Genomic DNA, 12,855 nt, shown 5'->3' on the forward strand with positions numbered 1-12,855 from the left:
GCAGCGTTTTCTACATTCGTTTGGCAAATGCTCTGCAACTACATCTTCTTTCGGCCGGGTTTGGCGGGTAGGTATTGATTCGGCCACGGCACATCGTAATTCTGATCAGCTGCTGCGTGCAACGTTAAATACGGATCATACAAATGAGGGCGGGCCAGACAACATAAATCGCACGCGCCGGAAACCAGTAACGTATTCACGTGATCCCAGTTCTGAATGTTCCCCACGCTCATGGTTGGCATTTTCAGCTCATTGCGAATCCGGTCCGCAAAAGGAGCTTGATACATGCGCCCGTAAACAGGTTGTGCCAACGGAGAGGTTTGCCCGCTCGATACATCCACGATGTCGCAGCCGTGTTGTCGTAACAGCCGCGCGACTTCCACAGCCTGCGCAGGATCCATTCCACCTGGAACCCAATCGTGAGCGGAAATACGCACAGAAACTGGTTTTTCGGCGGGCCAGACTTTTCTGACGGCGTCAAAAACTTCCAGCGGAAAACGCATCCTGTTTTCCACAGTGCCGCCATATTCGTCGGTCCTGATGTTGGTCAACGGAGATATAAAAGAAGCCAGCAGGTAACCGTGGGCCATATGCAGTTCCAGGATGTCAAAACCGGCTTCGTTTGACATTTCTGCAGCGCGCACAAATTGCCCGATGACCAGCTCCATATCATAACGATTCATTTCACGCGGCTGCTGATTCCAATCCGCCCAGGCAAGTGGCGACGCCGACATCAACGGCCAGTTCTCCCCTTCCAGAGGCTGGTCCCCTCCTTCCCACTCTAATTTTGTAGAGCCCTTCCGTCCCGCGTGACCTAACTGCATACCGATGTGCGCGCGCGAATTCTTGTGTACGAAATCTACGATCCTTCTCCACGCAGGAATATGTTCCGCAAGATACATTCCGGCGCATCCGGGAGAAATTCTTCCTTCCCGCGAAACGTCTGTCATTTCTGCGAACACCAGCGCCGCTCCACCGATCGCTCTGGTTCCCAGATGCACCAGATGCCAGTCGTCCGGAGTCCCATCATCCGCCGAATACTGGCACATCGGTGAAACGACGATCCGGTTCATCAACCGTAATTCACGCAATTGAAAGGGAGTAAACATGGGCGGAGGCGCAGGATTGACATCTTTGCATCCGTTATGGTCCGCAAACCATTGATCCACGCGCGCAATATATTTCTCATCACGCACACGTAAGTTTTCATGCGTGACTCGTTTGCTGCGACAGAGTAATTTGAACGCAAATGGCTCCGGATCGAAGTCTTTCCACCGCTGAAGATCCTCGAAAAACGTCTGGCTTACTTCTGCGGCTCTCTGCAGTTTGGCAACGTCGAGCCAGCGGCGATCATAGTAAGCGCGCAGCGCTTCGGGAATGGAGCTGTTTTCTTTCAACGATTGAGCAAGCAAAATCGAATCTTCCATCGCGAGCTTCGTTCCCGATCCGATTGAAAAATGCGCGGTGTGCGCAGCATCTCCGATTAAAACAATGTTTTCATGATGCCATGCTTCGTTTTTTACCCTTCGAAAACTGATCCAGGCAGATTTGTTCGAAAGAAGGGAATGCCCCTCCAGCTCATTTTGAAATAACGTTTCACAATAGGAAACGCTTTGCTGTTCGGTTGCGTTTGCAAGACCGGCTTTGCGCCAGGAACACTCATCTGTTTCCACGATGAAGGTGCTCATGTCCTTATCAAACGGGTAAGCGTGAACAATGAAAAGGCCATGTTCATTTTCATGGATAAAGAATTTGAAGGATTCAAAGATCTTTGTGGTGGCAAGCCACGTGTACTTGTTTTTACCGTTGAGGATATTGGGACGGAAGAATTCAGCGTATTGCGAGCGAATTTTGCTGTTGATTCCATCCGCTGCAACAACGAGATCGGCGTTGTTGTCCGCGCGGTCCACTTCTTTGTTAAACAGCAGTTGGACACCCAACTGGCGGCAGCGGTTCTGGAGGATTTCGAGCAGCCGTGTGCGGCGGATTCCATAGAAGCTGTGCCCGCCGGACCGGATCATCCGGCCTTTGAAATGCACATCGATATCGTCCCACCGCGCAAATGTCTCTATGATCTGACGGTAACTCTCCTCATCGGCTTCCTCAAAATTCTCCAGAGTCTCATCGGAGAAAACGACACCCCAGCCCCATGTCACATCCGGAGCATTCTTTTCCAGAATTGTTATGTCTGAATTTGGAAGAGCTTTCCGCGCCAGAATCCCAAAATAAAGGCCGGCCGGACCTGCACCAATTACTACGATCTTCATAGGGGATAATGATATAGTGACGTTTGATCACTGACTAGTGTCAAAGGAGGGGAATATGTCAAGACATTGGGGTTTCAAATCCATAACGGGTCCAACGGGTGGCTACTATACTGCCACCTATGAACATGCAGATGCCGGCACGACAGCGCAAATAAAAATTCCTGCGAAGGGCGTTTATCATGGCGACCCCCAAAGGCCGTTGACGAAGTCAGCTGCGGAAAAAATTGCAAAAAAACTGAAAGCGACGCTCAACAAGAATACGTAGCTGAGTTCTATTTCGCTGAATCGGGCGAGGCTTTTGACGAACCATTCCGCATCTGAAGAGAAAAGAAAATAGCGATTGCCATAAGCGCAACAGAAGATCTCCACCATCCGCTTGCATTTGCATTGAGAATGGGGTTCTGGTTCGTCAGTCTGATCAACACACTCAGGCAAAAGGCAAAAATTCCACCTAGTCCGAAAAGCCATGCAAGGATCTTCATGTTTCAGCCTCCTCGGTTAGCAGGCGAGGACGCCTGCGGTCCGTAATGCGGACGGGACGTCCGCGCTCCATAATTCTAATTCAGATAGCCAAGATTGCGAAGTTGCTCACGAATTTGATCCCAGTTCGATTCGTCCGTCGGAGCTTTATACGCGCGCGTGAGCTTGTCTTTGTATTCATGCAATTGACTCTTCATCTTTCGATGATTCTGGTTGTCAGGATTAAAACGTTCAGTGACAAGCTGAAACTCTCCCATACGAAATGGAAACATGTGTGATAAACCGTTTGGCATCGTCAACAGCCTGTAAAAAACATCCTCTTCTCTGGCCTGGACTCCCATTCTGTACGGATCGTTATGCACTCCTTGAGCTGGATGAGAAAGACCGGTGCAAGCAAGCGCGATCAGTTGAGGCGGATTTGCCTTTCCTTGCATCGCGTCAGAGAGGTCCTGGCCGTCCAATTTTTCACTGGTCTGAATTTTGATTTCACTGAGCCCGGCAACAGTTGGAAACACATCAACGGCCCGGGTAACGTTCGGATAGTAATCGAGCAACACGGTTCCAGCAGGCGCGCGAATCATCAGTGGTATTTCCAGCGCCTCCGGCTCCAGGCCCCCATGTGTCCACTGAAACGGAGAATCAGAGCGATAGAGTATTTCGCCATGATCAGCCGTGAAGATAATCAGGCTTTCATCCAGGAGTTTCTCTTTCCGAATCAGATCAATTGTCTCTCCAAAACGTCTGTCAAGAATGCGAACGCTCGACTCATAAGTCACTCTTACCACATCGATCAGTTTTTTTACTTCGGCCGGCGCAAGGCCAAGCGATTTAATTGTGGCTGCAAATTGTAGCTGCAAATCCATATGGTTTTTTGCATAGATGGGAACATAGCGAATCAGATCCTCTCGTGAAACGCCGCTACATTCTTCAGGAAACTCTGCGCAAAATGATGTTGTAACAGCGATACTGGAATTTTCCGAATAAGGCGCATGCGTCATCGAAAAGTTGACCTGAAGGAAGGCATTGTAGGTCTTCCGCGATCGAAGTCGTCTTAAAATGGTCATGAACCTTTGATCCGTTGCTGTTAACGCCCCAATTCTTGGATCATGGTGGATCACATTCCGGGAAAGAACGCCCTGCGCAAAGTTCAGTTCAGCGGAAGCCAGGGTATGAGCGTTCCAGAAAAACGTTTCATAGCTGTTTTTCTGAAATGCTTCAGCAATCAAGTAATTGCTGTCCGCCAGGGTTTGCGGATGGTAATAAACTCCATGCCTGTACATATAGGTTCCGGAGAAAAGACCGGCATAGCCCGCTCCTGAAAATCCGGACTCGCTTTCGTGTTTCAGGAAAACTGTGGAGCCTTTTGCAAAGGACTTTAGATTCGGCGTATACCGAACCGAGCCGTTATAGGGAGCCAGGAGGTCCTTATTCAGAGAACAGGTCGCATACAAGAGAACAAATCGCGGAGAACGGGGTGATTTTTGCGGAAGGAATTCCAGGTCACGGGAAGAAGGGGAAAGATTCATCAGGAACAGGAAAACGGCCGCGATTATAGCAAGCAAAATAAGAACAGTGTTGCGTCCGTTCATTTAACTGAGGAAAGAACCTGTGCGCATTGGTTTTTTTCGTAGAGAATTTTGTTCGTTTTATGCTGTTCCTTCGATACCGGAATCTCCAAAAGTCTGGTTAGAAGCACGCAGGCCTTATCGACCGTGTAGTAACTGGCTAAACCCTGCATGCTCTGGACATGATCCGGCGCCGTCTGCAGCATTTTTTGCATCAGGTCAACCTTTCTTTTGGGAAAACGGGTAGAGGCAGCCATTTGGTACCAGGGTACCGCAATACCGGGCGCCATCTCATTCATCGAATTATACAAATTGTAGGCTTCTTCCCGTTTTCGAAGTAAGAAGTTCACATCCGCCAACTGGGCGGTGATCCACGGATTCTTTGGATAAATCCGATGCAGTTCCTGATAGAACTTCAGCTGCTCAACATGGCTCACGTTATATTTCAGCCAATCATTCGCTGCCATGTCACGAAGTGTACTTTCCTTTGGCCAGTTACCATCTCCAGGCCGTATTTTCGCATCACAACCGAACATATTCTGTTCAGATAGAAAAGACATCAATGTTTCAGCGATCAACCGGTGCGCGTAAGGATTCAAGCCACCAAAAACTTGAGAAGAAGCGAGGTATCGATCTCCTGCCTTCTCGCGAAAAGTTACAAGCAGATCCAGTGTAGGAAAACCGTTCTGTTGAATGTGTGTCACAAACTTTGGATAAAATTGGAACACCGGACCGGAAGACATAGTCCGGGAGTCATAGTGATTGAAGTTACGTCCCATTTTTCCCGTATCAATTGGAGGAAACACCATAAAACCAACAGGTACCGAATTCTTGTCCGACCAGCTCTTAATCACAGCCAGAGATTCGGAAAATATTTTCCAATCCAAAGATTGATCACTAAAAACTTCATTTTGCTTGGCAGTATAAAGCTCGTGTTCCTTTTCCCTTTGCAGAACGTGAAAAAATCTAAGATAGCTGTAAAACTCAATATCACTGGGAACAACCTGAAAGATAACTAAATCCGGATTCAGGTATTGACCGTGCGCAAACAGCTTGACGACCTCGTCTGTCATCTTGTGACCGTTTATGGAGAGCGAGATTACTTCAGATTTGAAGTTCTTGCATTTCCGGTTCAAGAGGCCGGCTAATAAATACGGGTAAGTTTCTTCCAGCGGCAAATTTACTGTGCAGGTCATTCCGTTCCCTATCACCAGGATCCTGAACGTATTGGGCGGATGAGCGGTAGTGTATTCCGGCGTCCAGAATCCCTGTGAATTTTGCTTGTCATGAAATCCAAAGTTTCTTGTAAATGGAAAGGTCATAATCATATTGAGAGAGGCTCTGGCTTGATACGGGAAACGAAAGGTCGTTTCGTAAACCGTGTAGGAAGCCGCCTGACGGCGACTTTCCTTTTCAACAGGACCAATCTTCCGTTGCACGCCACGCTGGGCACTGGCTCGCACAAATGTAAGTACGGCAGCAGTGATACTCAGCACAAGGAACAACACACAAGCAACAAGAGAAAAACGCTTGTAGGTCATTTTTTGTTGAGATCCATCGCTTTACCGGCGCTCAGGACACCGGTTTTTTTCATACAAGTCTTTACTTCTATCGAATAGTTCCTGACTCTGAGGGATCTCCATGAGGCGTTTCAAAAGGGCGCACGCAGGTGCAACTTGATTCTCTGCCAGATAAAGCTGGATAAGATCCTGCATGGCCAAATTATGATCAGGCACTATTTGAATCATTCGTTTAAGAAAATTCTTTTTTTGTGCGCGATCCTGGATGCAAAGAGACATATGATACCATGGTGCCGCGAACGAAGGAGCGAACTCGGTTAGTGATAGATAAGTTTGGAATGCTTCGTCCCATCTCCGCAGTCCATGATAGACAAGTGCAAGTTCCATAGTAATCCAGGGGTCGTTCGGATAAAGTTTTTTTAAGGCCTTGAAGAATTCCAGTTGTTTTTCGTAACTGGCACTAAATTGTAACCAGTCCCTGGCTGCTTGTTTACGGAGCTTCTCTTCCACCTCCCAGTGATTGCCAGCTTCCTGGAGACCGGATCTGGAAAATGGCACAAGCTTTTCGCGGTAAAGAAACGGAGCGATTGCTTCTGCTGCCAATTGATGCGCATAGACATTGGGATGTCCATCCGTTTTTGAAACAGCCAAAAAGTTATCTCCTGCTTTCTCTCGAAAGTAATCCATAAGAAAAATTGCGGGAAAATTGCGGGAGCGGACCTCGGCAATGACTTTTTCAAAATCGGTAAGCCAGGGAAACTTCTGGATGTTATAATGTTTGAAGTTGTGTCCCTCCTTGCCGACATCGACAACTGGAAAGAACAGAAAACCTACGGGTACTGAATTTGTTCGAGACCAATCGCCAATTGCTTCGAGACATTCTGAGAATATAGTCCAGTCCAGTGATCCTTCCTTCCATATCTCTTTTTGTATTTGTACCGGTTTGATCTTACTGGCAGTGACGCCTTGAAAACGCGATATGCCTACGTAGTCGTAGAAGTCCAGGTCATTCACACAGACCTGAATGAGAACCAGGTCCGGCTTTAGAGACTGGCCGTGAACAAGAAGTTTAATCAGGTTATCGACAAGTCTGTGACCGCGAACGCCCAATCCGATCAATTCAAAATGGATGTCCGGACATTTCTGTCGAAGCAATCCTTGCAAAACCTGTGGAAATGTCTCTTCCTGCCTAACGCCCTGCCCCCACGTAATGGAATCTCCCAGAACCAGAATTCGAAATGTATCTCGTGGATGGGCCAAAGTATATTCCGGGGTGCGAAATCCCTGGGAATTGTGCCGCGCTCCAAATTCAGACACTTCGCTGAAGGGTTCTTGGGTGTGCATGTGAGTACTTCTAGCCTTGAATGGATAATAAAATGGGGTCTGGTGATAAATGAACTTGGTGATCTGGCCTTGAACTCGATTCGAAGCAGGATGAACGGTTGGGAGTTGGTTATTTCCGCGACTGGATTTCAAAACCACAACGAATCCTAGGCCCAGAGATAGACCAAAAATGATTGCAGAAACACGGATAAAAAGAGATCTGTAGTTCATCCTATTTGCGCGCGCGAGATTTGTGCCGGCGATGGCGAAGGGATCTGCCTTTTGACTTCAAAGCATTCAAGAGTTCCCGGCTGAAACCGAGACGTCTCGCCTTCTTGACCCGCTTTCTCAGCAGCCGTTTGGACTCGGTGAACGATTCGCTAAAGCGGGTTCTATCTCTTTGCAGCGATTCGCTTATTTTGGAAAATGCATTTTGAACGTCGTGAAATGAACTCCGGAATCTACGAGTTTCTCTCCAATATAGATTTCTTGTTTTTCTCCTATATCTTTTCAGCCAGTGAAAATGTTTGTTTTCTGTTCCAATCCAAACGCGGTTATAAAAATCCTCATAGTCAGCGCGGGACGGAAATACTCCAACCCGCGGAACTTTATAGGATGATGATGCAGCGTGAAATTCAGGCGCGAAAATGGTCCCGCGAGGACGCCGGTAGAATTTATACTTTGCATCATACAGAGTAGTCTGGAATAATTCGACGTAATCCTTGATCATGTCTTTGGTCTGAAACGGACCATCCCTGATCGTCTCATAAGCCCTTTGTGACATCGTCTGTCGTAAACCGAGTTCTCTGCTTAAACCGGCAAGACGTTCTACAAACGTATCAATGTCGCCAACAGGCGCTGTAAAACCGTTCACTCCATTCTTGATCAGTTCGGGAATACCGGAAGCAACTTCACTTACAACTGGAATGCATCCGCGCCCCATCGCTTCCAGGAGAGCCTGTGGCATCCCTTCAAACTCGGAAGTCATCAGAAACACATCCTGCTGTTCAAGAAGCGGTAACACTTCTTTGTGAGGAAGCGCGCCCAGAAATCGTATCCATCCTTTTTCAATTAGAACTTTCGATGCTTCCACGAAACTTTCTATATCGGGACCGTTCCCCGCCACAATCAATTCGGCCGAGGTCCCTTGATGATTGAGTCGTTCCAAGATCCGGGGAAGATCCAGAATCCGTTTTTGTGTTTGCAAAAGACTTCCATGATAAACAATCCTCAGTTTCTGTCCGTTCCTCCATTCTCGAACCGGCAGAGCTGGCGGAATGGACGTACCGTAGGATATAGTAATGATTCTGTTTGCAAGATTCGGATTCTGTTCTCGAATGCTTGCTGCGATTTTGCGGCTTACTGCAACGATTGCATTCCAGTAGCGTCCGTAACGCGTGACATTCTCGTAGTATTCAGCGTCGTCTTTGTGCGCAATTCCAACCACAGAAATGTTGTTGGATAATTTTGGAACTACGCAAGCATTGCGCCAATCATTGTTAGGAATGTAAACGCATGTAGCCGCATGCTCCAGATACTGAATCATGGATCCCCATCGAGCGCCCAGAGAATCAGAGGATTCGAGCGCAAGACGATCCACAGGAACTTCGAAAGGAAAATTGTAATCAGGCTCAGTCAAAAGGACCCTGGATTGAATTCCCCTTTCATTCAAACCGGCTACAAGATTTTGAGAAAAGACGGGGATCCCGGACAGGTTTGTGCCGGGAACCGCTGCGATGACCTGAAACCGCGGGAGAGTCTTTCTCCATTCTGGTTTGTGACTTTCTCCCATCAAATACATCGTGCGACGAAAATCATCCCAGTCCCAATCGGATAGGAATTGTCCAACACCTTTCACTTTCTTGTAGTACTTCACCGGAAAAATGTTAACGCCATCAACGCTTGCGGGAGGGCTTACCATCGGTCCCACCGGCCTTCTGTACAGATGAAATTTTGATTTCACGAGAACGCGGCGGAAAAGCGCGTGATATTCCTTCGCCATGTGAGTCACATTAAAGGGTCCCGATTCAATCGTTCGATAGGCACTCCGGGACATCTTCTCCAACAAATCGGAATTCTGTTGCAAGCAGGTGAGATGCTCCGCAAAAGCCCGGATATCTCCAACAGTTACCAGATATCCGTTCGATTCGTGCCTGATCAGTTCTGGAATACCACTGTGGATATCTGTTACAACAGGCACGCATCCCCGTCCCATTGCTTCCAGCAATGCATTGGGCATTCCTTCAAATTCTGAAGTCATTAGAAAAACATCCTGTTCCTCCAGAATCTTTAGCATCTCGCTGTGGGGCACCAAACCTAAAAAATGCAAAGTACCGTCTTCTACAAAACTCTTGCAATCATTCAACAATTGGTCCTGCTGTTCGCCGGCTCCTGCGATTGTCATTTCGAATGGCACTTGAGCGCGCTGTAACGCTTCCAGGATGCGCGGTAAATCAAAAATCCTTTTTTGTCTTTGTATCAGCAGGCCATGGTAGATGAGTCTCAAAGGTCGAGGTTTTGAAAAATCCCGTTCAGGGTAATTCTTAGCACTCTCCACTCCGATCGGAATGGTCACAATGCGGTGCTTGACCGAATCGTTAACTTTTGCGGTTTTTTGCGCGACCGTTTTGCTCACAGTGGCAACTGCATCCCAGTAATCGCCGAGTCTTCTAACATGGTCGTAATGCAATGGATCATCGCTGTGCACAACACCAACAACCGACACACGCCTGGATAATCTTGGACAGATGCACGAATGGCGCCAATCGGCATTCGGGACGTAAACGCAGGGAGCGCGGTCCTCAAGGTATCGAATCATGGCTCCCCAATGAGATCCCCATTGTTCATTCGGCTTTACGGGAAGAAACTCAACGGGAATATCGGAGGGCAGGGGCATCAGCGAATCGCCGATCGTGACAAGATTTGAGTGCTGCTCGGTCAGTAAAAGATGGGCGTCGACCCCAATTCTTCTCAAGCCTCTGACCAGGTTTTCAGAAAAAATATTAACGCCACTGAGGCTCCAATAACTCGAAGCGACTACAACTTGAAACTTCATCGAACAGAAAGTTTATCAAGTAGCGACTGAAGTCGCTACTACCAGCCCGACTACGACGATGTTGGTATGCACGGGCTCGGAGTAGCGACTTTGTTCATAACGTCCCAAAAGTATGGGTAACTGAGATTTTCATTTGATTGAAATGGTCAGTCCGCGAGCCCCTCTCCCTTCCGTAGTCAACATACTTTGCTTTTTAGCAAAAGCGTGTCTGCGGAAGGGAGCATCAATAAACCTTTGGTTTTTTTTACAGGATGGCAACTCTCGACGCTGCGCGATTCGAGTTGCCTAGAAGAGGGGAAGGGTGAGGGTAGGCTAATGAGAGCGATAGGATGTAACTGATGATTAACGACCCACTCCAAAAGAACAGAAGAAGATCACTGAGAAGACGCATGACTGTGGCGGAAAGAACACTATGCGTGAAATTACGATCTCGACGCCTAGGAAAACATAAGTTCCACAGGCGGACTAGTATCGACAATTATGCTGTTGATTTTTATTGCGCTGAAAAAAAGTTAATTGTTGAAATAGACGGTGACGTCCATGATTTTGATAGACAGAGACTCCTTGATCAAAAAAGAGAGCGATATCTGGAATCGCGCGGTTTTACTATTTTGAGATTTACGAACGTGCATGTGAAGAACTTAATCGAAGGAGTATTAACAAGTAGCTCGCCCTACCTTCTCCCTACCCTCTCCCTCCCACTGCTTTTCTCTGTGAAAACTTAATTTGACTCTTCCACAGCGGAAGGGAGAGGGCTCCTTTTTTCAACTTTATTGCTCAGATTTCGTTTTTTTTCTTGACCTTTCTTGGATATCACACTGCACTCTTGGGCTTAAGTCGCTGCTTTGATGGTATTCTTATCACTTTAACTGCAATGACTGAAATGAAGCGCGTGATCGCTCACTCCAGGCGCTACTATTTTGATTTACTCTGGCATCTGGTGCGGCGCGACTTTAACCTGCGCTATAAAGGCTCGATTTTAGGCGCCCTGTGGCTTCTCGTGGTGCCTCTCATGCAGCTGATGACGCTGGTTTTTGTATTCAAACGCGTGATTCCGCTGGAAATCGATGCTTATCCGGCATTTGTATTTACGGCATTGTTACCATGGAGCTGGTTTAGCAGTTCGCTGACCACGGCAAGCGGTTTGTTTTTGAACAACCGTGATCTGGTAAGACGACCAAACTTTCCACCTTTTTTCCTGATCATCGTCAGCACATTTTCAAATCTTCTACTTTACCTAGCTGTATTGCCATTGGTGTTTGTGATGCTTTTCTTGTACGGACATCATGTTTCCTGGACAGTGATGCTTTTCCCTCTGCTCATACTTGTAGAAAGCACTTTGATTTTCGGGCTTGGTCTGATGATTGCAAGTTGGAACGTCTTCTACAGGGATGTGCAGCAGATTACAAGCGTGCTGCTGACTTTGATGTTCTGGATCACTCCTGTTTTCTACAGGCCTCATGCCGTGGACCAAAAATATCAGTTTCTATTTGAAATCAATCCTATGTCGGTGCTTGTAAAAAGTTATCGCGACATATTGTTTTATTCGCGCCCACCGGATTGGGGACCATTCCTGTACACGGTGGTCTTCAGTTTGGTAATAGCGATTCTGGGATACACAATTTATGTTCGGCAGTTGGACGATGTGTTTGACGCGTTGTGATGTTGGGAGAATGAGATGTCCGTAGTTCTTTCGGCGGAATCTGTTTCCAAGCAATTTCGCATTCATCACAGCCGTCCAAGTACTCTAAGGGAATCGCTGGTCCGTAGAATGACCGGGCAACATGATCCCGGGCGGAGTCTTTGGGCGCTTAGAGATGTCAGCTTCGAAGTGTCCGGTGGCCAAACTCTGGGAGTGATCGGACGCAATGGAGCAGGCAAAAGCACATTGCTGCGTTTACTTTGTGGGATCGGGCGCCCGACTTCCGGAACCATTCATCGTCATGGTGAAGTCAGTGGATTGCTCGAATTGGGTTCCGGATTCCACCAGCTGATGACCGGGAGGGAAAATATCCGTACAGCTGGACTTCTCAGCGGCCTTACAAGGCGTCAGGTGGAACGTCTGGAAAAAGAGATGATTCAGTTTGCTGAGCTTGAAGATTTCATTGATGAGCCTGTTAGGACCTATTCGAGCGGAATGCGCCTGCGTTTGGCCTTTTCAGCGGCGATCTACATGAATCCGGATGTTCTGATCATCGATGAAGTATTTGCAGTTGGCGATGAGAATTTTCGCCAAAAATGTTTGGGCCGGCTCGATCAATTTCGCAGAGCCGGAAAGACTCTGATTCTTGCGTCACACGAATTGGGTCAAATCGAAAAGACCTGCGATGAAGCCATCGTATTGGAAGAGGGACGTTTGGAGATTCGTTCCAGGGCGGACCAAGCGGTAGAACTTTATCAGGAGCTCCTTCGCAAAAAAGCTGAAGAACGGGCCGCCGAGTTTCCCGAATCGGCAACAACCCAGCAGCCAGAATATGGCCGAAGGATTGGAACTCTCGAAGCATGCATCACAGGCGTTCGGTTTTACAATGCAAATGGGGTCCTGGTTCGGAGTGTTGAAAGCGATGCTGGATTGATCATTGAAATGGATGTACAGCTGATCAAGCAGCTTTCCGATTTTGCTCTGGCAGTAGCAATCTTTAATG

At 47.7% G+C, this 12,855-nt stretch carries 9 protein-coding genes; 3 read left to right on the forward strand and 6 right to left on the reverse strand.

Annotated elements, in window-relative coordinates:
• Positions 1-38 precede the first annotated feature (38 nt).
• Complete coding sequence (locus L0156_03635; protein ID MCI0602080.1) at positions 39-2,267, reverse strand: bifunctional salicylyl-CoA 5-hydroxylase/oxidoreductase; 2,229 nt, start codon at positions 2,265-2,267, stop codon at positions 39-41.
• Positions 2,268-2,322: 55 nt separating this feature from the next.
• On the opposite strand from L0156_03635, the gene L0156_03640 reads away from it, so the two are divergent.
• Positions 2,323-2,532 (forward strand): hypothetical protein, encoded by a 210-nt coding sequence (locus L0156_03640; protein ID MCI0602081.1) that lies wholly within the window; start codon positions 2,323-2,325, stop codon positions 2,530-2,532.
• A gap of 7 nt (positions 2,533-2,539) precedes the next feature.
• Here L0156_03640 and L0156_03645 read toward each other — a convergent pair whose 3' ends face one another.
• From L0156_03645 to L0156_03665, 5 genes are all read right to left on the reverse strand, one after another.
• Positions 2,540-2,749 carry a hypothetical protein gene (locus L0156_03645; protein MCI0602082.1) on the reverse strand — a complete coding sequence of 70 codons (210 nt, stop codon included), beginning with the start codon at positions 2,747-2,749 and terminating at the stop codon, positions 2,540-2,542.
• Positions 2,750-2,824: 75 nt separating this feature from the next.
• A complete protein-coding gene (locus tag L0156_03650) occupies positions 2,825-4,336 on the reverse strand; it encodes a sulfatase-like hydrolase/transferase (protein MCI0602083.1) in 1,512 nt (503 codons plus the stop codon).
• Entirely contained in the window at positions 4,333-5,853 is a 1,521-nt protein-coding gene (locus L0156_03655) for a hypothetical protein (protein MCI0602084.1), read from the reverse strand. The genes L0156_03650 and L0156_03655 overlap by 4 nt, the downstream gene beginning before the upstream one ends.
• A gap of 21 nt (positions 5,854-5,874) precedes the next feature.
• Entirely contained in the window at positions 5,875-7,386 is a 1,512-nt protein-coding gene (locus L0156_03660; protein MCI0602085.1) for a GDSL-type esterase/lipase family protein, read from the reverse strand.
• Between the two features lies 1 nt (position 7,387).
• Positions 7,388-10,210 carry a glycosyltransferase family 4 protein gene (locus L0156_03665; protein MCI0602086.1) on the reverse strand — a complete coding sequence of 941 codons (2,823 nt, stop codon included), beginning with the start codon at positions 10,208-10,210 and terminating at the stop codon, positions 7,388-7,390.
• A gap of 874 nt (positions 10,211-11,084) precedes the next feature.
• Here L0156_03665 and L0156_03670 point away from each other — a divergent pair.
• Together L0156_03670 and L0156_03675 are read left to right on the forward strand one after the other, a co-directional pair.
• Positions 11,085-11,873 (forward strand): ABC transporter permease, encoded by a 789-nt coding sequence (locus tag L0156_03670; protein MCI0602087.1) that lies wholly within the window; start codon positions 11,085-11,087, stop codon positions 11,871-11,873.
• 15 nt (positions 11,874-11,888) lie between these two features.
• Positions 11,889-12,855, forward strand: a 967-nt coding sequence (locus L0156_03675) for a polysaccharide ABC transporter ATP-binding protein (protein MCI0602088.1), incomplete at its 3' end; no start/stop codon positions are given.

The organism is bacterium (assembly GCA_022616075.1).
GTDB lineage: Bacteria > Acidobacteriota > HRBIN11 > JAKEFK01 > JAKEFK01 > JAKEFK01.

What these genes read in the sequence shown, in the direction of transcription:
- L0156_03665 (MCI0602086.1), bottom strand. Translation starts at nt 10,210, where the DNA reads ATGAAGTTTCAAGTTGTAGTCGCTTCGAGTTATTGGAGCCTCAGTGGC.
- L0156_03660 (MCI0602085.1), bottom strand. Translation starts at nt 7,386, where the DNA reads ATGAACTACAGATCTCTTTTTATCCGTGTTTCTGCAATCATTTTTGGT.
- L0156_03645 (MCI0602082.1), bottom strand. Translation starts at nt 2,749, where the DNA reads ATGAAGATCCTTGCATGGCTTTTCGGACTAGGTGGAATTTTTGCCTTT.
- L0156_03635 (MCI0602080.1), bottom strand. Translation starts at nt 2,267, where the DNA reads ATGAAGATCGTAGTAATTGGTGCAGGTCCGGCCGGCCTTTATTTTGGG.
- L0156_03670 (MCI0602087.1), top strand. Translation starts at nt 11,085, where the DNA reads ATGACTGAAATGAAGCGCGTGATCGCTCACTCCAGGCGCTACTATTTT.
- L0156_03655 (MCI0602084.1), bottom strand. Translation starts at nt 5,853, where the DNA reads ATGACCTACAAGCGTTTTTCTCTTGTTGCTTGTGTGTTGTTCCTTGTG.
- L0156_03650 (MCI0602083.1), bottom strand. Translation starts at nt 4,336, where the DNA reads ATGAACGGACGCAACACTGTTCTTATTTTGCTTGCTATAATCGCGGCC.
- L0156_03640 (MCI0602081.1), top strand. Translation starts at nt 2,323, where the DNA reads ATGTCAAGACATTGGGGTTTCAAATCCATAACGGGTCCAACGGGTGGC.